The organism is Luteimonas fraxinea (genome assembly GCF_021233355.1).
Lineage (GTDB): Bacteria > Pseudomonadota > Gammaproteobacteria > Xanthomonadales > Xanthomonadaceae > Luteimonas > Luteimonas fraxinea.
In genome coordinates, this window is sequence record NZ_CP089507.1 from 1,968,693 (window position 1) to 1,991,388 (window position 22,696).

At 67.8% G+C, this 22,696-nt stretch carries 20 protein-coding genes; 12 read left to right on the forward strand and 8 right to left on the reverse strand.

What is annotated here, in order from left to right; genetic code table 11:
* Positions 1–28: 28 nt before the first annotated feature.
* From panE to LU699_RS08785, 3 genes are read right to left on the reverse strand one after another with little or no spacing between them, the layout of a single operon-like run.
* The gene (gene panE / locus LU699_RS08775; RefSeq protein ID WP_232136577.1) at positions 29–985 is read right to left on the reverse strand and encodes a 2-dehydropantoate 2-reductase; all 957 of its coding nucleotides are present in this window, start codon (positions 983–985) and stop codon (positions 29–31) included.
* A 52-nt stretch (positions 986–1,037) separates the two neighbouring features.
* Positions 1,038–1,847 carry an ABC transporter permease gene (locus LU699_RS08780; RefSeq protein ID WP_232136578.1) on the reverse strand — a complete coding sequence of 270 codons (810 nt, stop codon included), beginning with the start codon at positions 1,845–1,847 and terminating at the stop codon, positions 1,038–1,040.
* Complete coding sequence (locus LU699_RS08785; protein ID WP_232136579.1) at positions 1,844–2,806, reverse strand: ABC transporter ATP-binding protein; 963 nt, start codon at positions 2,804–2,806, stop codon at positions 1,844–1,846. The genes LU699_RS08780 and LU699_RS08785 overlap by 4 nt, the downstream gene beginning before the upstream one ends.
* 228 nt (positions 2,807–3,034) lie before the next feature.
* Here LU699_RS08785 and LU699_RS08790 point away from each other — a divergent pair, with 228 nt between their 5' ends.
* From LU699_RS08790 to LU699_RS08820, 7 genes are all read left to right on the forward strand, one after another.
* Positions 3,035–3,784, forward strand: a complete 750-nt coding sequence (locus tag LU699_RS08790; RefSeq protein WP_269781357.1) for a ferredoxin--NADP reductase — start codon at positions 3,035–3,037, stop codon at positions 3,782–3,784.
* A 10-nt stretch (positions 3,785–3,794) separates the two neighbouring features.
* Positions 3,795–4,994, forward strand: coding sequence for a site-2 protease family protein (locus tag LU699_RS08795; RefSeq protein WP_232136580.1), 1,200 nt, complete (start codon positions 3,795–3,797; stop codon positions 4,992–4,994).
* Positions 4,995–5,083: 89 nt separating this feature from the next.
* The gene (locus LU699_RS08800) at positions 5,084–5,659 is read left to right on the forward strand and encodes a hypothetical protein (protein WP_232136581.1); all 576 of its coding nucleotides are present in this window, start codon (positions 5,084–5,086) and stop codon (positions 5,657–5,659) included.
* A 10-nt stretch (positions 5,660–5,669) separates the two neighbouring features.
* Positions 5,670–5,870: a helix-turn-helix transcriptional regulator gene (locus tag LU699_RS08805; protein WP_232136582.1), complete on the forward strand. Its 201-nt coding sequence runs from the start codon at positions 5,670–5,672 to the stop codon at positions 5,868–5,870.
* Positions 5,867–7,393 carry an alpha/beta hydrolase gene (locus LU699_RS08810; RefSeq protein WP_232136584.1) on the forward strand — a complete coding sequence of 509 codons (1,527 nt, stop codon included), beginning with the start codon at positions 5,867–5,869 and terminating at the stop codon, positions 7,391–7,393. The genes LU699_RS08805 and LU699_RS08810 overlap by 4 nt, the downstream gene beginning before the upstream one ends.
* Positions 7,394–7,439: 46 nt before the next feature.
* Positions 7,440–8,186: an ABC transporter ATP-binding protein gene (locus LU699_RS08815; RefSeq protein WP_232136586.1), complete on the forward strand. Its 747-nt coding sequence runs from the start codon at positions 7,440–7,442 to the stop codon at positions 8,184–8,186.
* The gene (locus LU699_RS08820) at positions 8,183–9,364 is read left to right on the forward strand and encodes an ABC transporter permease (protein WP_232136587.1); all 1,182 of its coding nucleotides are present in this window, start codon (positions 8,183–8,185) and stop codon (positions 9,362–9,364) included. Before LU699_RS08815 ends, LU699_RS08820 begins: the two co-directional genes overlap by 4 nt.
* Before the next feature lie 617 nt (positions 9,365–9,981).
* Here LU699_RS08820 and LU699_RS08825 read toward each other — a convergent pair.
* From LU699_RS08825 to rpmH, 5 genes are all read right to left on the reverse strand, one after another.
* The gene (locus tag LU699_RS08825) at positions 9,982–11,049 is read right to left on the reverse strand and encodes an energy transducer TonB (protein WP_232136589.1); all 1,068 of its coding nucleotides are present in this window, start codon (positions 11,047–11,049) and stop codon (positions 9,982–9,984) included.
* 144 nt (positions 11,050–11,193) lie between these two features.
* The gene (gene mnmE, locus LU699_RS08830) at positions 11,194–12,531 is read right to left on the reverse strand and encodes a tRNA uridine-5-carboxymethylaminomethyl(34) synthesis GTPase MnmE (protein WP_232136590.1); all 1,338 of its coding nucleotides are present in this window, start codon (positions 12,529–12,531) and stop codon (positions 11,194–11,196) included.
* Positions 12,532–12,597: 66 nt separating this feature from the next.
* A complete protein-coding gene (yidC, locus tag LU699_RS08835; RefSeq protein WP_232136591.1) occupies positions 12,598–14,310 on the reverse strand; it encodes a membrane protein insertase YidC in 1,713 nt (570 codons plus the stop codon).
* A gap of 13 nt (positions 14,311–14,323) precedes the next feature.
* A complete protein-coding gene (gene rnpA, locus LU699_RS08840; protein ID WP_232136592.1) occupies positions 14,324–14,740 on the reverse strand; it encodes a ribonuclease P protein component in 417 nt (138 codons plus the stop codon).
* Between the two features lie 61 nt (positions 14,741–14,801).
* Positions 14,802–14,942 (reverse strand): 50S ribosomal protein L34, encoded by a 141-nt coding sequence (gene rpmH / locus LU699_RS08845; protein WP_047138036.1) that lies wholly within the window; start codon positions 14,940–14,942, stop codon positions 14,802–14,804.
* Positions 14,943–15,149: 207 nt separating this feature from the next.
* Between rpmH and dnaA the strand changes: the two genes are divergently transcribed.
* The 5 genes from dnaA (at position 15,150) to LU699_RS08870 (ending at position 22,658) form a co-directional block, all read left to right on the forward strand.
* Complete coding sequence (gene dnaA, locus LU699_RS08850) at positions 15,150–16,487, forward strand: chromosomal replication initiator protein DnaA (protein WP_232136593.1); 1,338 nt, start codon at positions 15,150–15,152, stop codon at positions 16,485–16,487.
* Positions 16,488–16,741: 254 nt separating this feature from the next.
* Positions 16,742–17,842: a DNA polymerase III subunit beta gene (gene dnaN, locus LU699_RS08855; RefSeq protein ID WP_159681201.1), complete on the forward strand. Its 1,101-nt coding sequence runs from the start codon at positions 16,742–16,744 to the stop codon at positions 17,840–17,842.
* A 139-nt stretch (positions 17,843–17,981) separates the two neighbouring features.
* A complete protein-coding gene (gene recF, locus LU699_RS08860; RefSeq protein ID WP_425491214.1) occupies positions 17,982–19,079 on the forward strand; it encodes a DNA replication/repair protein RecF in 1,098 nt (365 codons plus the stop codon).
* 226 nt (positions 19,080–19,305) lie between these two features.
* Positions 19,306–21,744, forward strand: coding sequence for a DNA topoisomerase (ATP-hydrolyzing) subunit B (gene gyrB, locus LU699_RS08865; RefSeq protein ID WP_232136594.1), 2,439 nt, complete (start codon positions 19,306–19,308; stop codon positions 21,742–21,744).
* Between the two features lie 104 nt (positions 21,745–21,848).
* The gene (locus tag LU699_RS08870) at positions 21,849–22,658 is read left to right on the forward strand and encodes a M48 family metallopeptidase (protein ID WP_232136595.1); all 810 of its coding nucleotides are present in this window, start codon (positions 21,849–21,851) and stop codon (positions 22,656–22,658) included.
* Positions 22,659–22,696: the final 38 nt, after the last annotated feature.

A 22,696-nucleotide genomic window follows, 5' to 3' on the forward strand; every position in this document is an offset into this window, starting at 1 on the left:
ACGCGTTGCGAAGGACAGGCGTTCTGCGTCAGGGCGTCTGCGGTGTCGCGCGGCGCAAGCGATAGGCCTGCAGATGCACCCAGGCCGCATCGAGATGCGGCACCGCGCGACCGCTCGCATGCGCGCGTGCGCGCAGGTCGCCAATGATCTGCAGCGCCTCCACGTCCTGACCGGATTCGAGATCGCGCAGCATCGAGGCGGTGACCGTGGAACCAGGCTTCGTCAGCAGAGCACGCGCCTGCTGCGCGGCTTCGGCCGGAATCGCGTGGCCGTCCGCGGCGGCAACTGCGAGACATTCCTCGTGCAGCGCCGACAGGAATTCAGTGCCGCCGTCGGTGTCGACGATACGGCCGATGCTGGCGCGCATCAGGCAAGTCGCCGCAGCGAGCGCGGCGAGGAAGGTGAACTTGTTCCAGGCGGCCTGCATGAAGCTGTCGCTGCGCACGGCATCGAAGCCGGATGCGCCTGCGCACACCGCTTCCAGCGCGCGCGTCCGTGCGCTGCCGTTGTGCGCGGAATCGCGCTCGCCGAAGGTCATCGACGGCGGCGACGGCAGATGCACGACTTCGCCGTCCTCGCCCTTCATCGCGCTGATGAAACACAGACCGCCGAGCACACGGTCGGCGCCGAAGCGTGCGTCGAGCGCGGCGTAATGCAGCAGGCCGTTGAGAATCGGCAGCACGGCGGTGTCCGCAGTCACGGCCGGGGCGATCGCGTCGATCGAACTGTCGAGGTCGTAGGCCTTGCAGCTCAGCAGCACCAGATCGAACGGCCGTTCCGCAGCAAGCGCGGGCAGCGCATCGGCGGTGACGTGCGCGACCGGGAACTGCGCATCGCCCAGGCCACTGCGGATGCGCAGACCGTCGCGTTCGAGCTGCGCCGCGCGTGCGGGACGCACGAGGAAGGTGACGTCGACCCCGGCCTGCGCAAGGCGACCGCCGAAGTAACCGCCGGTGCCGCCGGCGCCGAGAACGAGAATGCGCATGACCAGTCCTTGTGCAGGGATGCGCGCGGCGCTCACCGCGCGCGGATAAACCTCAGCTGCGCAGACCGATGCCGCGCTTGAGCAGCCACAGCGCCAGCGCGCCGAGTGCGATGACGAAGCCGATCATCAGCGCGAACGACACGCCCAGCGAGACGTCGCTGACGCCGAGCAGGCCGTAGCGGAACGCGTTGACCATGTAGAAGATCGGGTTGGCATGCGTCGCGGTTTCGGCCCAGCCGGGCAGCAGCGAGACCGAATAGAACACGCCGCCCAGGTACGTCAGCGGGGTGAGGATGAAGATCGGCACGATGGCGACGTCGTCGAATTTCTTCGCATAGACCGCGTTGACGAAACCGGCCAGCGCGAAGATCGTCGCGCCCAGCAGCACGGTGGCGAAGGTGACCAGCGGATGCGGAATGCGCACGGTGGTGAACAGCATCGCGATGCACAGCACGATGACGCCGACGGCAAGACCGCGCGTCACCGCGCCGATCACGTAACCGCCCAGGATCACCCAGCTCGGCATCGGGCTGACCAGCAGTTCCTCGACGTGGCGGCCGAACTTCGCGCCGAAGAAACTCGACGAGATGTTGCCGTAGCTGTTCTGGATCACGCTCATCATCACCAGGCCCGGCACGATGAAATCCATGTAGCGGATGCCGTCCATTTCGCCGACACGCGCGCCGATCAGGCCGCCGAAGATCAGGAAGTACAGCGTCATCGTGATCGCCGGCGGCACGAGGGTCTGGCCCCAGATGCGCAGGATGCGGACGATCTCGCGCCGCGCGATCGTGTACAGCGCGACCCAGTGGCGCTGCGCGGTGCCTTCGATGGCGGCGACGTCGGTGCTCTTCGTGCTCATGCCGTCTTCTCCTGCTGCGAGGCGGCATTGGGGCCGGTCATGCGCACGAACAGTTCCTCGAGCCGGTTGGACTTGGTGCGCATCGAGCGCACGCGGATGCCGGCTCCGTCGAGCGTGGCGAACACACGGTTGAGATCCATCGCGCGCGGCATGTCGAGATCCAGCGTGTGGTCGTCGGTCGCGATGAGGGTGGTGCCCTCGATCGGCGGCAGGGTGGCGGGCAGCGTGCCGTCGATGTCGAAGATGAAACCCTCGACGTCGAGCTTGGACAGCAGCACGCGCATCGGACCCTGCTCGACGATGATGCCGCGGTCGATGATCGCGAGGTTCCGGCACAGGCTCTCGGCTTCTTCCAGGTAATGCGTGGTCAGGATGATCGTCGTGCCGGCGGCGTTGATCTCCTTGAGCGTCTGCCACATGCCGCGGCGGATCTCGATGTCGACGCCGGCGGTGGGTTCGTCGAGGATCAGCAGCCGCGGGCGCGTCATCATCGCGCGGGCGATCATCAGGCGACGCTTCATGCCGCCCGACAGCGTGCGCGACATCGTCGTCGCCTTGTCCCAGAGCTGCGCGCGCTTGAGTTCCTCCTCGGCGCGCACCATCGCCTCGGCGCGCGGGATGCCGTAGAAACCCGCGTAGTTGACGAGGATGTCGAAGGGCTTTTCGAAGAAGTTGAAGTTCAGTTCCTGCGGCACCAGGCCGATCAGGCGCATCGCCGCGTCGCGGTTGGTGTGCAGGTCGGTGCCGAACAGGCGCACGTCGCCCGAGGTCTTGTTGACCAGCGAGGAGATGATGCCGATCAGCGTCGACTTGCCGGCGCCGTTGGGGCCGAGCAGTGCGAAGAAATCACCGGGTGCGACGTCGAGCGAGATGCCCTTGAGCGCCTCGACACCACCGTCATAGGTCTTGCGCAGATCGCGCACCGAAAGGGCGGCGTCGGCCTGGGGAATCGGGGACATGTCCATCGCTCGTGCCGCGGATGGCGCGGCGGGGGTCCGTAGTATAGGGACGCCCCGACGGGCCCGGCCGCAACGGCGCGTTGCACGCGTGGGGCCGTGCAGGTGCGCAACACGGCATTGCGGCGTCTGCACCGGCCGTGGCGGGCCGACCCGCTACCATAGCGGCATGGAGCCCCACCGGCCGCGGACCGCGCCGGACGCTCGTCGAATCACGGACAAATTCCCGCAGTGGCCATCACGCAGTTCCCCATCAAGCTCGTCTCGCGGCGCATGGTCGCGCCGACCGTCGCCCACCTGTCCTTCGTCCGCGCCGACGGCCAGCCGCTGGACTTCATCCCCGGGCAGTTCATCCAGATCCATTTCGAGTACGCCGACGGCACCGCCACCAAGCGCTCGTATTCGCTGGCGACGATCCACGATCACGCGATCGGTCCGGGCGAGGCGATCGAGGTCGCCGTGAGCTATGTGCCCGGTGGCGCGGCGACGGCGCTGTTCGAGGGCATGGATCTGGGCAGCACGGTGCAGGCCAGCGGCCCGTTCGGGCGCTTCTGCCTGATGCCGCAGGACACCAACCGCCGCTATCTGCTGGTCGGCACCGGCACCGGCGTGACCCCGTACCGGGCGATGCTGCCGCTGCTGGAGACGGCGATCGCCGAGCGCGGCGTCGAGGTGGTGCTGCTGATGGGTGCGCGTACGCCGGCCGAACTGCTGTACGGCGACGACTTCCGCGCATTCGCCGATCGGCATCCGAACTTCCGCTTCGTACCGTGCTTCTCGCGCGAGTTGCCGGACGCGCCGCATGCCGACGTGCGCCACGGCTATGTGCAGCAGTTCCTCGAGGAATTCGCACCGGGCGACGGTGACATCGCCTACCTGTGCGGCAATCCGAACATGGTCGACGCGACGTTCGAGGCGCTCAAGGGCTTCGGCCTGCCGGTGCCGCTGATTCGTCGCGAGAAGTACGTCAGCAGCAAGTGACCCGTCGCGGATGACGACGCCCGACAGCGCCACGACGTCGCATCCCCAGTTCGCCTCTCTCATGCCGCCCGCGCCCGAGGCGTCGGCGAAACGCCCGCTGTGGCGGCGCGCGCTGCGGCCGCTGGCGCTGTTTGTCGCCGGCGGTCTGTTCGGCGTGGGCGTCGCCAGACTCGGCCTGCCGGCGCTGGAAGCGCTGCCGCCCGGCACCGGACTCGCGCTGCTGGCCGGCTTTTTCCTGTCGCTGTGGCCGCACATCGTGCTGCACGAGGCCGGACATGCGCTCGCGGGCCTGTCGCGCGGCATGCATGCGATCGGGTTCGGTGTCGGACCATTCCGGTTCGAGCGCGGCAGCGACGATCGCTGGCGCTGGCGCTACGGCGGTGGCGTGCGCGGCATCGGCGGCTTCGCCGCGTTGCTGCCCCGCGGCGAACGCGGCCTGTCGCGCCTCGACCAGACGGTCTTCCTGCTGGGCGGGCCGCTGGCCAACCTGGTGACGGCTGCGCTGTGCCTGGCCCTGGTGGCCTGGGTGCCGATGTCGACCTGGTGGATGGCCGCGGGTCTGGGCGTGGCGCTCGGCGCCGCGTGCATGGGCCTGGGCAATCTGGTGCCGCTGCACCGGGAGGGTTGGCGCTCCGATGGCCGCGGCCTGCTCGATCTCGCGCGTCGCACACCCGATGCCGCGCTGCAGTTGCAGATCAACCAGTTGATGGCGCTGAGCCTGGCCGACGTGCGACCGCGCGACTGGCCGGCCACGTCGATCCCCGTCGTGGACGGCGGCGTCGCCAGCAGCGGCCTGGAGCTGACGGCGCGCCTGTTGCGTCTGTCGCACGCCTCCGATTGCCGCGATGCCGACGCTGCGCGCGAGGAAGCCGAGGCGCTGGCCGCCGCATTTCCGAAGGCGCCGGCGGTGTTCCAGCCCGCCATCGCCGTCACGCTCGCCAGCCATGCGGCGCTGCTGGTTGGCGACCGCGCCCTGCTTGCCGCCTGGCGCGCGCGTTGCGAGGGCGGGCTGATGGACCTGTCGCCGTATCGTGCGTGGATCGATGCCGAACTCGCATCCCTGGACGGCGACGCAGACGCGCTCGCGGCGCATCTGCAACAGGCGCACGCACTCGCGGACCGGTTGCCGGACGCCGCCAGCCGGCGCGTGTTCGATGAGCGGCTCGCCGTGCTGGCGCAGACCCGCGACGCCGCGGTCGTCGCGATCTGACGCGACGGCGCAGCCTGTCAAGCACGCTTGACACAGGAATTCGCCCCGCGCATGCTCCGTGTCAAGCCCACTTGACACACGGTCCCGCCATGGACGCATCGTCCGCCCGTCTTTCGCTTCGCGCCGTCGCCTTGATTCTGCTCGCTGCGGCAGTCGCCTTGCGGCTGCTGGCGCCGACGGCGCCGGAATGGGCCAGCGTCCTGATCCTGCTGTCGGCGGTGGGCATCGGCGTGGTGTCGCTGTCGCGGCGTGCAACGGCCTGCGATGGCGCGCCGGCGGCGCTGCAGCGTCGCTACACCCGCAACGTCCTCATCGGCATGGGCGCCTACACCGTGCTGCTGTTCGTCTCGTTGCTGCTGCTGCGCAGTGTCGAGGCGCCGGTGCTGCGCGCGCTGATCGCCCTGATGCCGGTCGCGCCGATCGCACTGGTGCTAAGGGCGATGGTCCATTTCGTCCGCGGCGTCGACGAGCTGCAGCAGCGCATCGAGTTCGAAGCGGTCTGCATCGCCGCCGCGCTGGTCGCGTTCGCGTACATGACCGCCGGATTCCTACAGGCGGCGCGTGTCATCGACGTGCCCGCGAGCGCGGCGATGCTGTGGGTGTTTCCGCTGCTGTGCGGCACCTACGGCATCGCCAAAGCCATCATCGCGCGGCGCTACCGGTGAGCGCGCGCGGATGAAGAGCCGGGTGCGCGAACTGCGCGAGGCCTGCGGCTGGTCACAAGCACAGCTCGGCGACCGTCTGGATGTATCGAGACAGACGATCAACGCGATCGAAACCGGAAAGTACGACCCCAGCCTGCCGCTGGCGTTCCGGATCGCGCGCGAGTTCGCCGAGCCCATCGAATCCATTTTCCTGTTCGAGGACGTTCCATGACAGCAACGAGGCTTTCCCTGCTGGCGCTGGCCGCGAGTGCGACGCTCGCCGGCTGCAGCGGCGGTACACCAGCGCCCGCCGATGGCGACGGCGCGCGACCGGCGCGCATGTTCGGCCAGATCCCGTTCCACGCTTGCACGCTCGACGGCGGCAACGCCGCCACGCGCGTCGAAGCGCAGTGCGCGACCTTCGAAGTGCCGGAGAATCCCGACGCACCGGAAGGCCGCAAGATCGGTCTCAACATCGCGTGGCTGCCGGCGGATTCGAACGACGGCGGCACCGCCGATCCGGTGTTCTTCCTCGCCGGCGGCCCCGGCCAGGCGGCGACCGAACTGGCCGCGCAGATCAACAACGGCCTGCGCGAAGTGCGCCGCCAGCGCGACATCGTGCTGGTCGACCAGCGCGGCACCGGCAGTTCGAATCCGCTGACCTGCACCGATGCCGATGGCGAGGCGATGGAACTCGATGCACTGACCGCGCCCGACGACGCCGCGCTCGACGCCTACGTCGGCCGATGCCTGGCCGGCCTGGAAGACCGCGCGGATCCGCGTTTCTACACGACGGCCAACGCGATCCGCGACCTCGACACCGTGCGCGCCGCGCTCGGCGCCGAACAGGTGAATCTGGTCGGGGGCTCCTACGGCACGCGCGTGGCGCAGCAGTATGCGATGGCGTATCCGCAGCACACGCGCAGCATCGTGCTCGACGGCGTGGCGCCGAACGATCTGGTCGTCGGCGGCGAGTTCGCGCACACCTTCGAAGATGCGCTCAGCTTGCAGTCGAAGCAGTGCGCGCAGGACGCCGCTTGCCGCGAACGCTTTCCGACCGATCTGCAGGCACAACTGCGCGGCGTGCTGTCGACGCTGCAGACGACGCCGGCGCCGGTGACCTATCGCGATCCGACTACTGGCGCGCAGCGCGATGGCGTGGTCACGCCGGACACGGTGACCGGCCTCGCGTTCCTGTTCTCGTACGCGCCGCAGACCGCATCGCTGCTGCCGCTGATCCTCGATGAAGCCGCGCAGGGCCGCTACGGTCCGCTGATGTCGCTGTCGCAACTCATGTACAGCAACGTGGGCGGACAGATGACGCGCGGCATGCAGTGGTCGGTGATCTGCGCCGAAGACGCGGGCCGCTACCGCGAAGACGGCCGCGTCGCGGACACGATCCTCGGTCCCGGTGTCGCCAGCATGTTCTTCGGCGCCTGCCGCACCTGGCCCACCGGCACGCCGCCGGCCAACCACACCGCGGCGCTGCAGTCCGAGGTGCCCGCGCTGCTGATGTCGGGTGAACTCGACCCGGTGACGCCGCCCGCGTATGCCGAGCGCGTGCTGGCCGGTCTGCCCAACGGACGCCATCTGGTGTTCAAGGGTCAGGGCCACGGCACGTTCGCGCTCGGCTGCGCGCCCAAGCTGCTCGCGCAGTTCATCGAATCGACCGATGCCAAGGCGCTCGACGCCACCTGCCTGGATGCGATGCGTCCGGTGCCGCCATTCATCAGCTTCAACGGGTGGTCGCCGTGACCGCGCCGCGCCTGTCGACTTCCCTCTTTCTTCCGGAGCTCCGCCGATGATCACGGCCCAGCAACTGCACAAGGCGTTCAAGACGAAGACCGGCACGGTCAAGGCCGTCGACGGCGTCGACTTCGTCGCCGAGGACGGCCGCATCACCGGCCTGCTCGGTCCCAACGGCGCCGGCAAGACGACGACGCTGCGCATGCTCTACACGCTGATGAAGCCCGACAGCGGCCGCGTGCTGGTCGACGGCATCGACGCCGCGCAGGATCCGGCCGCGGTGCGTCGCGTGCTCGGCGTGCTGCCCGATGCGCGCGGCGTCTACAAGCGCCTGACCGCACGCGAGAACATCCGCTACTTCGGCGAGCTGCATGGTCTGTCGAAGGCGGAAATCCTTGATCGGACGCGCGTGCTCAGTGAACAGCTCGACATGGGCGAGATTCTCGACCGCCAGACCGAAGGCTTCAGCCAGGGCCAGCGCACCAAGACCGCGATCGCCCGCGCGCTGGTGCACGACCCGCGCAACGTGATTCTCGACGAGCCGACCAACGGCCTGGACGTGATGACCACGCGCGCGATGCGCGAATTCCTGTTCAAGCTGCGCGATGACGGCCGCTGCGTGATCTTCTCCAGCCACATCATGCAGGAGGTCGCCGCGCTGTGTGATCGCATCGTCATCGTCGCCAAGGGCCGCGTCGTCGCCGACGGCACCGCCGACGAACTGCGCGAGCGTTTCGGCAAGCCGAATCTCGAAGACGCATTCGTCAGTGCGATCGGTTCCGAGGAGGGCCTGCTGGCATGAGCAACATGAAATGGATGTGGTGCGTGGTGCGCAAGGAGCTGCTCGACATCGCGCGCGACCGGCGCACGTTGTTCATGGCGCTGCTGCTCGGCCCGTTGATGTACCCGCTGCTGATGCTGGGCATGAACTTCATGGCCGAGAAGCGCATGAAGACCGAACAGGACCGCGTGCTGGAAGTGCCGGTGATCGGCGCCGAACACGCGCCCAATCTCGTCGCGCATCTGGCGACGCTCGGCATCCAGGCCGTCGATGCACCGGCGGATCTCGACGCGGCGATCGCCGGCCAGGACATCGACGTGGCGATCGAGATTCCGGCGAGCTTCGCCGAGGACTGGCACGCCGGTCGTCCGGCGACGGTCGAGATCATCAGCGACAGCACGCGCCGCAACGCCGAGACGCCGACGCGTCGTGTGCGGAATGCGATCACCGCCTACGGCCAGCAGGTCGGCGCCCTGCGCCTGCTCGCCCGCGGCATCGATCCGTCGGTGGTGCAGCCGGTTGCAGTCGGCACACGCGACACGGCGACCGAGGAAGCCAAGCGCGGCATCCTGCTGGCGATCCTTCTGCCGTATCTGCTGATCCTGTCGAGCTTCATCGGCGGCTCGTATCTGATCCTCGACGCCACCGCCGGCGAACGCGAACGCCAGTCGCTGGAACCGCTGCTGGCCACCCCCGCCTCGCGCGGCGCGATCGTCAGCGGCAAGATCGCCGCCGCCTGCATCATCGGCATGGTCTCGCTGCTGCTCACCCTGCTCGCCTTCAAGATCAGCGCGCAGATGGGCACGAGCGCCTCGCGGATGCTCGACGTCAGCTTCGTCGCGATCGGCAAGATGCTGCTGGTGCTGCTGCCGATGCTGTTCGTCGGCACGTCGCTGCTGACCTTCCTCGCCGCGACCGCCAAGAGCATGAAGGAAGCCCAGAGCCACATCGTCTGGCTGATGCTGCTGCCGATGGTTCCGAGCTTCGTGCTGATGATCAACCCGATCAAGACCGAGCTGTGGCAGTTCGCCGTGCCGTTCCTCGCACAGAACCAGCTGCTGCTGAAGATCATCCGCGCCGAACCGATCGCGCCGGAAGTGTGGGGTGTGTATCTGGGGGCGAGCCTGGCATTGGCTGCGGCGCTGTGGCTGCTGGCCGTGTGGCGCTATGGGCAGGAGAAGTTGGCAGTTGCCGGCTGACGGCAGCCTTCGCCTTCATAAGAAAGCCCGGCATCTGCCGGGCTTTTTCTTGCGCGTACTCGTCAGACGCCTCAACGCGTGACGCGGCTGTACGTGATGCCGCGATGCACCTGCGTACCCGGAGGGCGCCGCCCATGGATGGGCGGCGTTTTCCGACCGAGGCAGGATGCCGAGTCGGAAAATCCCGGTGCGCTAAGAGCCGCGGGCTGTGGACGTGTCGGGGAGACGTTTTTCTTTGGTTCCGTTTCTTTTGGCGTCCACCAAAAGAAATGAACTCGGCCGCGTCAGCGGACGAAAGCGTCTGACGTTGCTATTCCGCTTCGCTCTCACGGCGAGAAGCAAGATCAAACGCTTCCACTCGCCTTGCGGCGAGCGGGTTCATTTCTTTTGCTGGCCCAAAAGAAACGGAACCAAAGAAAACGGCCAGCCCCGACGGAGCAAACCCGGCCAGTCATTCGTTCCGGGATTTTTCGACTCGCCATCCTGGCTCGGTCGAAAAACGCCGCACGTCCTGTGCGGCGCCCTACGGGTCTGCGATCAGCATCGGCACGTTTCGCTCATGCAAAAGCAGGTGCAGAAAGCGGGAGACGAAGCAAAAGCAAAAGCAGAGCGCCGAATCAATTCGCCGTCGGCGCAAACCCGATCGTCCGCCGCGTCGTCACCGGCGCCGGTACCGGCTCGAACCGCCAACGCCGCACCGCCGCCAACGCCTCCCGATCGAACGTGCGCGGTGGATCGGCGCGGACCACGCGGGCGTTGCTGACCGAGCCGTCGACGCCGACGGTGAATTCGACCATGACTTCGCCACTCGTGCCGGCGCGTAAGGCGTCGGCGGGATAGCGCGGGGCGGGCGTGCTCAGTGGACGCAGCTGTGCGGGCGCAGCAGCCGGCGCGGGTGCCGCAGGTGCGGGCGCAGGCGTTTCCTGCGGCGCGGGTTCGGGGCGGGCCGGCTGCGGGCGCGCGGCTTCTTCACGGGCGGCGGCCTGACGGGCCGCCTCTTCGCGGGCCGCCTGGTCGGTCGCGGTCTGCTGCTGCGCGAGCTGCTGCGCGGCGGCGGCCTGTTGCTGCTGTTGTTGCGCTGCGCGTTCGCGTTCGACGGTCTGCGCGCGCTGGGCTTCCTGTTCGGCGGTCAGCTTCTGCTGCTCGACGCGGGCCGCGGCCTGTTCCTCGGACGTGGCGATGCTCGCGCGCAGGCGCTCGAGCGCGGGATGCTTGCTGTCGGCGCGTTCGATCAGGCCGAGCAGACGACGCGCTTCGGCGTAGTCGCCGCGGTCGCGGCTTTGCTCGGTGGCGATGACGCTCATCGGCAGCAGGTCGATCAGCGCGCTCGATGCGGCGGCGTCACCGGCCTGCTTTTCGCGCAACGCGAGGTAGTACTCCATCGCGTTCTCGCCGGCCGGCGCATACAGCCGGCTTTCCTGGTACGCGGCCGCGCCTGCGCTGCGCAGCTCGTCGACCGAGAGCCCGGCGATCGCATCGTCGGCCGCCTGCTGACGCGCGGCGGCCTGCTGGCTGGCCTGCGCGGTGACCGCGCCCGGCGCGGCGGCGACAGGCGCTTCGGCCTCGTCACTACGCCCGCAGGCGGCAAGTACACAGGCGAGACCCACGGCGGCGGCCAGCCGCGCGCTGGACGCGCGACGGGTCGTCGGAATCTTCGAGACCATCATCTTTCCCCAAGGATGCATGTCCGCAAGAGTGCGTAGAACGCGTCAGCGGAGACGATTTGTCAATGCTTGCGGGTTGGCCGGGCGCGCAGGCTGTCGACGCGATCACGAATCTTGGCGCCCCGATCGCCGTCGATGTCGCCTGTTCGGCGCTGCGGTTGCCGGCTATTTGCCGATGCAGAAACTCGAGAAAATGTGTCCGAGCAGATCGTCGGGCAGGATCCGCCCGGTGATCGCGCCGACCGCATCGTGCGCGACGCGCAACGATTCGGCGGCGAGTTCGAGATGTTGCGCGGCCAGCGTGCCGCGCGCGTCGTCGACCGCGTCGGCCGCGTCGCGCAATGCGTCGACATGCCGCTGCCGCGCAGTGAACGCGCCTTCGCCTGCGAGGGTGTCGCCGCCGAGCCGCGACTGCAGCGCGTCGCGCAGTGTGTCGAGGCCGACGCCGGTGCGCGCGGAGACCTGCACGGCATCGCGCAAATGCATTGCGTCGGCTGCGAGCAGATCGGTCTTGTTGTGCACGACGATGCGGTCCGCCACATCGGCAATGGCGTCTTCCACCGATGCCCAACCCGCCTCCGGATCGCGCGCATCGAGCACCACCAGCGCAAGATCGGCGCGCTGCAGTTCGGCGCGTGCGCGGCGCATGCCTTCGCGCTCGATCGCGTCGCCTTCGCTGCGCAGGCCCGCGGTATCGACCAGGGTCAGTTCGACCCCGCCGATGCGCAGCGTCTCGTGCAGCAGATCGCGCGTGGTGCCGGCGATGTCGGTGACGATCGCGCGGTCGACGCCGGCCAGCGCATTGAGCAGCGAACTCTTGCCGGCATTCGGTGGACCGACGATCACCGCATGCAGGCCGTCGCGCAGACGCCGGCCCTGTTCGGCCTCCGCCAGCAGTTGCGACAGCGACACGGCGAGTGCATCGATACGACGCGCGACCTCGTCGCCACCGAGGGTGTCGATCGGCTCGTCGGAGAAATCGATCATCGCTTCGACGTAGACGCGCAGATGCAGCAGCTCGGCGGCGAGCGACTCGCAGCGATCGGAGAACACGCCGTCGAGTGCGCGACGGGCGGCACGCGCGGCGCGTTCGTCGCCTGCCGCGATCAGATCGGCGACGGCTTCGGCCTGCGCGAGATCGAGCCGGCCGTTGAGAAACGCGCGTTCGCTGAACTCACCGGGCCGGGCGAGCCGCGCGCCGAGCATGCGACAGCGCGACAGCAACTGCTGCAGCACGACCGGACTGCCGTGCGCCTGCAGCTCGACGACATCCTCGCCTGTGTAGCTGGCCGGGCCGGGGAACGCGAGCGCGAGGCCGTCGTCCAGCACCGCGCCATCACTGTCGCGGAAGCGGACGTGGTGCGCATGCCGCGCGCGCAGGGCGCGTCCGCAGACCGCACGCGCGATCGACAGCGAGGCCGGGCCCGACAGACGCACGATGCCGACGCCGCCGGCGCCGGGCGCAGTGGCGATCGCGGCGATGGTCTCGGTCGATGTCGTCATGTCGTTCCTCCTCAACGCACGAGCCCGCCATGCGGCGGGCTCGTGGAGATCGCGTCAGCGCGGCCGTCAGGCCTTCGCCGGCGCCTCGCTGTAGCGGCGGATCATCCACCACTGCTGCAGCAGGCCGAGGCCGCCGTTGGTGACCCAGTACAGCACCAGACCGGACGGGAAGAAGATCATGATCGCGCCGAACACCAGCGGCATGAACTGCATGATCTTCGCCTGCATCGGATCCATGCCGACCATCGGCGTGAGCTTCTGCGTCGCCCACATGATCGCGATGTTGAGCACCGGCAGGATGAAGTACGGATCGCGCGCGGTCAGATCCTGGATCCACAGCATCCACGGCGTGTGGCGCAGTTCCACCGACTCGAGCAGCACCCAGTACAGCGCGAAGAACACCGGCATCTGCAGCAGCACCGGCAGACAGCCGCCGATCGGGTTGATCTTCTCTTTCTTGTAGAGCTCCATCATTGCCTGCTGGAACTTCTGCTTGTCGTCGCCGTAGCGCTCCTTGAGCTGGGCGATGCGCGGCTGGAACTTGCGCATCTTCGCCATCGACTTGTACTGCGCGACCGACAGCGGATACAGCGCCAGCTTCACCAGCAGCACCAGACCGATGATCGACCAGCCCCAGTTGCCGATCAGGCCGTGCAGCTTGGCCAGCACCCAGAACAGGCCTTCGCCGAGCATCGCGAAGATCGAGAAGCGGCTGTAGTCGACGACGCGGTCGAGACCGCGCACGCCCTGCGCCTGGATCAGGTCGACCTGCTTGGGACCGACCCACAGACGCGCGGTCGTCGAAGCCTGCTGGCCAGCGGCGACTGCGATCGGCGCACCGAACTCGCGGATCAGATAGCGCGGCGCACCGGTGCTGCGATCGATCTGCATCGAGATCGTGCCGGTGTCGTCGGGACGCGGAATCCACGCACTGAAGAAGTGGTGCTGGACCATCGCGATCCAGATCTGGCTGTCCTTCGCATTGAGCGGACCGTCGCTCTCGAAGTCACCCAGCTGGCGACGGCTGTAACCGATGTCGCTGCCGAACCAGGTCGCGCCGGTCAGGCTGTAGGACTCCGGATTGGTCATGCCGCGCTTGACCGCCGGCGCGGTGCGGATCAGCTGGCGGTAGGGGAAGCCCTGCCACGCGGCTGTGCCGGTATTGACGATTTCGTCGCGGACTTCGATCGCGTAGTCGCCGCGGGTCAGCACGAAGCTGCGGCGGATCGTCACGCCGTCGGCGCCGGTCCACACGAACGGCACGATGACGGTGTTCTCACCCTGCGCGAGCACGGCCGACGTCGCGGTGCCTTCGGGCACGAACTGGCCCTCGTGGCTCGGCGCGGCATTGCTGCTGCTGACCCAGCCGGTCTGCGCGGCGTAGTAATGCAGCGGATCGGTGTCGAACATCCGCACCGGCGGCGCACCGTCTTCGCGGGTCTGCGGATACGCCAGCAGATCGGCTTCGATCACGTTGCCGGCGTCGAGCACCACCCGCAACACATCGGTCTGGGCGACGACCTGGCGCGCGGCAGGTGCGGCAGCAGCGGATACAGGCGCGGCGCCCGGGGCCGGCGGCACCGGCGCGGCATCGGTGGGCGCGGTCGGCACGGCGGCACTGCCGGCGGCGGCGCCAGGCACGGTGACCGACGGCGACGCCTGGACGGCGCTGGTCTGCGGCTGGGTCGCGGCTGCGGTCTTTTCCTTGCCCCACTCCATCCACAACAACACGGCCACCATCAGCCAGGCGAGGACGAGGAAAGTACGGATCTGGTTCATCAGGCAGGCAGGCTCATGCGCCGGAAGACACCGGCGTGGATGGAATCGGGGAGGCGGGCATTGTGCCGGCCGCAGATGACGGCGGCAACGCGCGGGCGCGCCGCAACACATTGAGGAAGGCAGCGCGCAAGGCGGGATTGTCGGCCTGCGCCGCGGCCGGACGGGCCACGACGACATAGCTGCCCGGCGCCAGCTGGGGCTGCATCAGGCGGAAGGCATCGCGCAGCACGCGCTTGATCCGGTTGCGACCGACGGCGCGCTTGTCGACCTTGCGCGAGACCGCGAGGCCCAGACGCGCCGGGCCTTCTTCGGACAACAGGTGCACGGCCAGCATCGGCGACGCGGTCCGCGTCGCACTGGCGAAGATTCGATCGAAATCCGCACGCGCGCGCACACGCACGTGCCGCGGATAGCGGACACCGGCGGTCATGGAAGCTGCGCTGCAGAACGGGTCGGGAGTGCGGAGACGCGACTCACCGACCCGGAGGGCTTCAGGCCGAGAGGACCTTGCGGCCCTTCGCGCGGCGACGCGCGAGGATCTTGCGGCCGTCGGCCGTCGCCATGCGGGCACGGAAACCGTGGTCGCGCTTGCGCTTGAGGTTGCTGGGCTGATAGGTGCGCTTGGTAGCCATGGTCGAGCCCTTCGGGCAACGTGACGAATAGAACCGGAAATTCTAGCGGCCCGGTACGGGGCCGGTCAAGCCAGTGCGTGCGTCGCGTCGGCGGAGGCCGCGCAGGGCCGGGCCTCGGGCGGCGACATGATAGTCTGCGTGCCCTTCCCCGGCGACCTTGCCGCGCACCTGCGTGGCGGCGCCCGCTTTGTCGAATTCCGCCGCATGATGGATGCCTGGCCCCGCTGCCTACAACGCCTCGAAGCCGAGTTTCCGGCCGAGGATGTCCACACCTGGCTCAAGCCCTTGCAGGCCCACGCCGACGACCGCTCGACCGTGCTCTACGCGCCCAATGCCTTCGTCCGCGACGAGGTGCAGGCGCGCTACATGCCGCGTATCCGTGAGCTGCTGGCGCATTTCGCCGGCGTCGAGGATGTGAGCCTGCAGGTCGGCTCGCTGCCGCGTGCGGTTGCGCCGCCGTCCGCGACCTCGCTGTCGGGTGGCGATGCGCGCGCCCAATCCGCCGCGCCGATCGAAGCCTTCGCCGGCAACATGGACAGTCACTACACCTTCGACAACTTCGTCGAGGGTCGCAGCAACCAGATGGGACGTGCCGCCGCTTGGCAGGCAGCGCTCAAGCCGGGCGACCGCGCCCACAACCCGTTGCTGCTCTACGGTGGCACGGGTCTGGGCAAGACCCATCTGATGTTCGCCGCCGGCAATGCGATGCGTCAGGCCAATCCGCGTGCGCGCGTGCTGTATCTGCGTTCGGAAGAGTTCTACAGCGCGTTCTTCCGCTCGATCCAGGAAAAGACGTCCGACCAGTTCAAGCGCCAGTTCCGCCAGATCGACGCGCTTCTGATCGACGACATCCAGTTCTTCGCCGGCAAGGACCGCACCCAGGAAGAGTTCTTCCACACCTTCAACACGCTGTTCGACAGCAAGCAGCAGATCATCATGACCTGCGACCGCTATCCGCGTGAGGTGGACGGCCTGGAGCCGCGGCTGAAGTCGCGCCTGGCCTGGGGCCTGTCGGTGGCGATCGATCCGCCCGATTTCGAGACCCGCGCGGCGATCGTGCTGGCCAAGGCCGCCGAACGCGGCACCCAGGTGCCGGACGACGTGGCGTTCCTGCTGGCCAAGAAGATGCACTCGAACGTGCGCGATCTCGAGGGCGCGCTCAATACGCTGGCTGCACGTGCGAACTTCATGGGCCGGGCGATCACCGTTGAATTCGCCCAGGAGACGCTGCGCGACCTGCTGCGCGCCCAGCAGCAGGCGATCAGCATGTCCAACATCCAGAAGGTCGTGGCCGATTACTACGGCCTGCAGATCAAGGACCTGCTCTCCAAGCGCCGTACGCGCTCGCTGGCGCGTCCGCGTCAGGTGGCGATGGCACTGTCCAAGGAACTCACCGAACACAGCCTGCCGGAGATCGGCGAGGCCTTCGCGGGCCGCGACCACACCACCGTGCTGCATGCCTGCCGGCAGATCCGCACGCTGATCGAAAGCGACGGCAAACTGCGCGAGGATTGGGACAAGCTGATCCGTAAACTCAGCGAGTAAGCTGTGCATCGCCGGGCCCTGCACAACAGGGGGACCGGAGGTGGAGAGCCTGTGGACAACTTGAGGGGTCGAAAGTTGTCCACAGCTTGATCCACCACTCCACACCGCACTGTCCACCGGGTTTGGAGGTCTGAAAAACGCAATCGATTCAGTGGTTTGCAGTAGATACCAACCGATTTTGGCCTCACCCAGCACCACCATTTTTAGATTTATATCCTTTTTATAAAAGCACGGGACAAGGGGATAACACCGACATGCGTTTCAGTCTCCAACGCGAAACACTGCTCAAGCCGCTGGCCCAGGTCGTCAACGTCGTCGAGCGCCGCCAGACCCTGCCCGTGCTGGCCAACCTGCTGGTCCAGGTCCAGGACGGCCAGCTGTCGTTGACCGGTACCGACCTCGAAGTCGAGATGGTCTCGCGTCGTGCGGTCGACGATGCCCAGGACGGCGAGACCACGATTCCGGCGCGCAAGCTGTTCGACATCGTTCGTGCACTGCCCGACGGCAGCAAGGTCGTGATCTCCCAGTCCGGCGAGAAGATCACCGTGCAGGCCGGTCGCAGCCGCTTCACGCTGTCGAGCCTGCCGGCAGGCGACTTCCCGTCCGTGGACGAGGTCGAAGCCACTGACCGCATCGCGGTGCCGGAAGCCGCGCTCAAGGAACTCATCGAGCGCACCGCGTTCGCGATGGCGCAGCAGGACGTCCGCTACTACCTCAACGGCCTGCTGTTCGATCTCGGCGATACCCGCCTGCGCTGCGTGGCGACCGATGGTCACCGCCTCGCGCTGTGCGAGACGACGCTGGAGACGGCGGTCCAGACCAAGCGCCAGATCATCCTGCCGCGCAAGGGCGTGACCGAACTGCAGCGCCTGCTCGAAGGCGGCGACAAGACCCTGGAACTGGAACTCGGCCGCAACCACCTGCGGGTCAAGCGTGACGATGTGACCTTCACCAGCAAGCTGATCGACGGCCGCTTCCCGGATTACGAGGCCGTGATTCCGATCGGCGCCGACCGAGAAGTCACGATCGACCGCGAACTGCTGCGCGCCGCGCTGCAGCGCGTGGCGATCCTGTCGAACGAGAAGTACCGCGGCGTGCGGCTGGAAGTCTCGCCGGGCACCGTGCGCATCAATGCGCATAACCCCGAGCAGGAAGAGGCCCACGAGGAAGTCGAGGCCGACACCAAGGTCGATGACCTGGCCGTCGGCTTCAACGTGAACTATCTGCTGGATGCGCTGACTGCGTTGCGCGGTGAACAGGTGATCCTGAAGCTGCGCGATGCGAACTCGTCTGCGTTGGTGCGCGAGGCGACCGACGAGCGCAGCCGTCACGTGGTGATGCCGCTGCGTCTCTGACGCCATCGGTAGACTGGGCGCCCGTCGCCCACACTTGTTTCACGTGGAACACGACGCCCGGCTTGCCGGGCGTCTTCCGTTTCGGCCCGCGACTGCGCCCGTCGCTGCAGGCGCTAAGAAAGCCACCCGTAGGATTTCCGTGCAGATCACCCGCTTCGACCTCCACAACGTGCGCAATCTGCAACCCACCTCACTGCGGCCAGGGCCCGGGCTGAATCTGCTGCTGGGCGATAACGGCGCCGGCAAGACCAGCGTGCTCGAGGGGCTGCACCTGATGGCCTACGGCCGCAGCTTCCGCGGACGGGTGCGGGATGGACTGGTGCAGCGCGGGCGCGACGCGGTCGAGCTCTACGCCGAGTGGCGCGAGGATCCTGCGCATCCGGATCGCATTCGCCGTGCCGGGCTTCGCCATACCGGTCAGGACTGGAGCGGCCGCCTGGATGGCGAGGACGTCGCCCAGCTCGGCGATCTGTGTGCCGCGCTGATGGTCGTCACCTTCGAGCCCGGCAGCCACGCGCTGATCTCCGGCAGCAGCGAAGTGCGGCGCCGGTTCCTCGATTGGGGACTGTTCCACGTGGAACAAGACTTCCTGCAGCAGTGGCGCCGTTATGCACGGGCGCTTCGGCAGCGCAATGCCCTACTGAAGTCCGGCGCCGGTGGCTCGCAGCTCGATGCATGGGATCACGAGCTCGCGGACGCGGCGCTACAGCTCGATACCCGGCGCGAGGCGTATCTGCAGCGGTTGCAGCTCGCGGTGCAGGCGGTTGCCGCGCAGGTGGCGCCGGCCCTCGGCACGCCGGAGCTGGTGTTCCTGCCCGGCTGGCGCCGCCAGGAGCTGTCATTGGCCGACGCGCTGATCGTGGCCCGCGATCGCGATCGCGCAGCAGGCCATACCAGCGTGGGACCGCATCGCGCCGACTGGCGGATCCGTTTCGACGACCGACCCGAACAGTCGCTGCTGTCGCGCGGCCAGGCCAAACAGTCTGCGCTGTGCTGTCTGCTCGCGCAGGCCCGGGACTGCGCCGACCGATTCGAGGGCCGATGGCCAGTGATCGCGCTCGATGACCTGGCCTCGGAGCTGGATCGACATCACCAGCGACAGGTCCTCGCGTATTTGCGGGATGCGGGCGCGCAGGTGTTGATCACAGGCACCGAGCGTCCGGAGCATTGGCCGGTCGAGGTGCTCGAAGACGCGATGACGTTCCACGTGGAACATGGCGTCGTCAGCCAGGCTTGAGTCCAGCTGTTGAGTTCGCCCAGTCGAGTGCGCTCAGGTTCCACGTGAAACATCGCGTGACGCAGTTTCGGCCCTTTGGCCCGCGCCGTGTTCCACGTGGAACACCGGCCGGAGAGATGGGCCCGAACTGCTATAATTCCGCCCTTGCGGCCCATTCCTGCCGCGTGCGACCGGTGCTCCGGACGCCGCGCACGGATGCCGCGCTCCCGGCCAGACAGCGAACCGAATGAGCGACGAGACGATCTCCAGCGGCGCCCCCGCCAATTCCGATTACGATTCCAGCCGAATCACCGTCCTGCGTGGCCTCGAGGCCGTGCGCAAGCGTCCCGGCATGTACATCGGCGACGTGCACGACGGCACCGGCCTGCACCACATGGTCTTCGAAGTCGTCGACAACTCGATCGACGAGGCGCTGGCCGGCCACGCTGACGACATCGTGGTGACCATCCATGAAGACGGCTCGGTGTCGGTGTCGGACAACGGCCGCGGTATTCCGGTCGACATCCACAAGGAAGAAGGGATCTCGGCGGCCGAGGTCATCATGACCCAGCTCCATGCCGGCGGTAAGTTCGACGACAACAGCTACAAGGTTTCGGGCGGCCTGCACGGCGTCGGTGTTTCGGTGGTCAACGCGCTGAGCGAGAAGCTCACCCTCGACATCTGGCGTGACGGCTTTCACCACCATCAGGAATACGCGATGGGCGAGGCGGTGTCGCCGGTCGAGCGCGGCGAGCCGTCCACCAAGCGCGGCACGCTGCTGCGTTTCTGGCCTGCCGTGGCGACGTTCTCCGACGTCACCTTCCACTACGACATCCTGGCCCGCCGCCTGCGCGAGCTGTCGTTCCTGAATTCCGGCGTCAAGATCAACCTCGTCGACCTGCGCGGCGACGGCCGTCGCGACCTGTTCGAGTACGAAGGCGGCATCCGCTCGTTCGTCGAGCATCTGGCCCAGCTCAAGACGCCGCTGCACCCGAACGTGATCTCGGTGACCGGCGAGCAGAACGGCATCACGGTCGACGTCGCCCTGCAGTGGACCGACGCCTACCAGGAAACGATGTTCTGCTTCACCAACAACATTCCGCAGAAGGATGGCGGCACCCATCTGATCGGCTTCCGCGCCGCGCTGACGCGCACGCTGACCAACTACATCGAACGCAACGGCATCGCCAAGCAGGCCAAGGTGGCGCTGTCGGGCGACGACATGCGCGAAGGCATGATCGCGGTGCTGTCGGTCAAGGTGCCGGATCCGAGCTTCTCCTCGCAGACCAAGGAAAAGCTGGTGTCCTCCGAGGTCCGCCCGGTGGTCGAGAGTGCCTTCGGCCAGCGCCTGCAGGAATTCCTCGACGAGAACCCGAACGAAGCCCGCGCGATCGCCGGCAAGATCGTCGACGCCGCCCGTGCCCGCGAGGCCGCGCGCAAGGCGCGCGACCTGACGCGCCGCAAGGGTGCGCTCGACATCGCCGGCCTGCCGGGCAAGCTGGCCGACTGCCAGGAGAAGGATCCGGCGTTGTCGGAACTCTTCATCGTCGAGGGTGACTCGGCGGGCGGCTCCGCCAAGCAGGGACGCAACCGCAAGAACCAGGCGGTGCTGCCGCTGCGCGGCAAGATCCTCAACGTCGAGCGTGCACGCTTCGACCGCATGCTCGCCAGCGCCGAGGTCGGCACGCTGATCACCGCGCTCGGTACCGGCATCGGCAAGGACGAGTACAACCCGGACAAGCTGCGCTACCACCGCATCATCATCATGACCGACGCCGATGTGGACGGATCGCACATCCGCACGCTGCTGCTGACGTTCTTCTACCGGCAGATGCCGGAGCTGATCGAGCGCGGCTACGTCTACATCGGCCTGCCGCCGCTGTACAAGATCAAGCAGGGCAAGAACGAGCTCTACCTCAAGGACGATGCCGCGCTCGACGTCTACCTCGCCGGCAACGCCGTCGAAGGCGCCGCGCTGACGCCGGCCGTGGGCGAGCCCGCGATCGAAGGTGCCGCGCTGGAGAAGCTGCTGCTGACCTTCGCCGCGGCCAAGGACACGATCGCCCGCAACGCGCACCGCTACGATCCGGCCGTCATGGAGCTGCTGCTCGACGTCGCGCCGATCGCGTCCGGTAGCGATGCCGAGATCGACACCGCGCTGCGTGCGCTCGAGGCTCGTCTGAACCAGAAGGGTCTGGGGCGCCCGCGCTTCAAGTTCGCGGTGCAGCCGGCCACCGAAGCGCGCGGCCCCGTGCTGACCATCGACCGCCAGCACATGGGCCTCGATGTCACGCAGTTGGTCCCGCTCGCCACGCTGGAAAGCGGCGAGCTCCGCACCATCGGCGAGGCCGCGCGCGAGCTGCACGGCCTGATCCGCGATGGCGCGCAGATCGTCCGCGGCAACCGCGCGCAGCCGGTGAAGTCCTTTGCCGAGGCGCAGGCCTGGTTGCTCGAGGAGGCCAAGCGCGGCCGCCAGATCCAGCGCTTCAAGGGTCTTGGCGAAATGAATCCCGAGCAGCTCTGGGACACCACGGTGAACCCGGACACCCGTCGCCTGCTGCAGGTGCGGATCGAAGACGCGGTGGCCGCGGACGAGATCTTCAGCACGCTGATGGGCGATGTCGTCGAGCCGCGTCGCGCATTCATCGACGACAACGCGCTCAAGGTCGCCAATCTCGACGTCTGAACCGTCGTGTCCGCCGGACCGTGCGCCTCCGTATGGAGGCCGCGGTTGACGGCGCGTTAATCCACGTCGTTCTAAAACGTGGGTTCTTGAACAGGGGTCTCCTCATGAAAACGCCTATCGCGGCGCTCGCTGCGGCTGTGTTGCTTGCCGGCTGTGCGACCACCACGTCCCCGACCGGACGTACCCAGTACGTCGGCGCCGTCTCACAGGCCCAGCTCAACCAGATGGGCGAGCAGGCATTCGCCGAGACCAAGACCCAGATGCGCGCCTCGACCGATGCGAAGCAGCAGGCCTATGTGCGCTGCATCGTCACCGACATCGTCCGCGAACTGCCGGCCAACTGGCAGCAGCTCAACTGGGAATCGGTGGTGTTCGTCGACGACAACCCGAACGCGTTCGCGCTGCCGGGCGGCAAGGTCGGTGTGCACACTGGCATCCTCAAGGTCGCGCAGAACCAGGACCAGCTGGCCGCGGTGATCGCGCACGAGATCGGCCACGTCTACGCCAACCACCACGACGAACGCATCACCCGCCAGATGGGCGCGCAGGGTCTGCTGGGCGTCGCGGGCGCTGCGCTGGGCTCGCGCTACGGCGAAGGCGCGCAGCAGTCGGCGAACCAGCTCGGCGGTGCCGCGCTGCAGACGACGTTCCTGCTGCCCGGCACGCGCACGCAGGAGACCGAGGCGGACGTCGTCGGTCAGGATCTGATGGCCAAGGCCGGGTTCGATCCGCGCGCGGCCGTCGGCCTGTGGCAGAACATGATCGCGGCCAGCGGCGGCAGCCGTCCGCCGCAGTGGCTGTCGACGCATCCCAATCCCGAGAACCGCATCAGCGAACTGCAGACGCGCGCGGCGAGCCTCGTACCGACCTACGAGCAGGCGCAGGCCGCAGGCAAACGTCCGCGCTGCGGTTGAGCGCGTTTCACTCGCGCCTGCACGCATCTCCGCAACCA

Coding starts and splice junctions, on each gene's coding strand:
- panE (WP_232136577.1), bottom strand. CDS start 985: ATGCGCATTCTCGTTCTCGGCGCCGGCGGCACCGGCGGTTACTTCGGC.
- LU699_RS08780 (WP_232136578.1), bottom strand. CDS start 1,847: ATGAGCACGAAGAGCACCGACGTCGCCGCCATCGAAGGCACCGCGCAG.
- LU699_RS08785 (WP_232136579.1), bottom strand. CDS start 2,806: ATGTCCCCGATTCCCCAGGCCGACGCCGCCCTTTCGGTGCGCGATCTG.
- LU699_RS08795 (WP_232136580.1), top strand. CDS start 3,795: ATGACGACGCCCGACAGCGCCACGACGTCGCATCCCCAGTTCGCCTCT.
- LU699_RS08800 (WP_232136581.1), top strand. CDS start 5,084: ATGGACGCATCGTCCGCCCGTCTTTCGCTTCGCGCCGTCGCCTTGATT.
- LU699_RS08805 (WP_232136582.1), top strand. CDS start 5,670: ATGAAGAGCCGGGTGCGCGAACTGCGCGAGGCCTGCGGCTGGTCACAA.
- LU699_RS08810 (WP_232136584.1), top strand. CDS start 5,867: ATGACAGCAACGAGGCTTTCCCTGCTGGCGCTGGCCGCGAGTGCGACG.
- LU699_RS08815 (WP_232136586.1), top strand. CDS start 7,440: ATGATCACGGCCCAGCAACTGCACAAGGCGTTCAAGACGAAGACCGGC.
- LU699_RS08820 (WP_232136587.1), top strand. CDS start 8,183: ATGAGCAACATGAAATGGATGTGGTGCGTGGTGCGCAAGGAGCTGCTC.
- LU699_RS08825 (WP_232136589.1), bottom strand. CDS start 11,049: ATGCATCCTTGGGGAAAGATGATGGTCTCGAAGATTCCGACGACCCGT.
- mnmE (WP_232136590.1), bottom strand. CDS start 12,531: ATGACGACATCGACCGAGACCATCGCCGCGATCGCCACTGCGCCCGGC.
- yidC (WP_232136591.1), bottom strand. CDS start 14,310: ATGAACCAGATCCGTACTTTCCTCGTCCTCGCCTGGCTGATGGTGGCC.
- rnpA (WP_232136592.1), bottom strand. CDS start 14,740: ATGACCGCCGGTGTCCGCTATCCGCGGCACGTGCGTGTGCGCGCGCGT.
- rpmH (WP_047138036.1), bottom strand. CDS start 14,942: ATGGCTACCAAGCGCACCTATCAGCCCAGCAACCTCAAGCGCAAGCGC.
- dnaA (WP_232136593.1), top strand. CDS start 15,150: ATGGATGCCTGGCCCCGCTGCCTACAACGCCTCGAAGCCGAGTTTCCG.
- dnaN (WP_159681201.1), top strand. CDS start 16,742: ATGCGTTTCAGTCTCCAACGCGAAACACTGCTCAAGCCGCTGGCCCAG.
- gyrB (WP_232136594.1), top strand. CDS start 19,306: ATGAGCGACGAGACGATCTCCAGCGGCGCCCCCGCCAATTCCGATTAC.
- LU699_RS08870 (WP_232136595.1), top strand. CDS start 21,849: ATGAAAACGCCTATCGCGGCGCTCGCTGCGGCTGTGTTGCTTGCCGGC.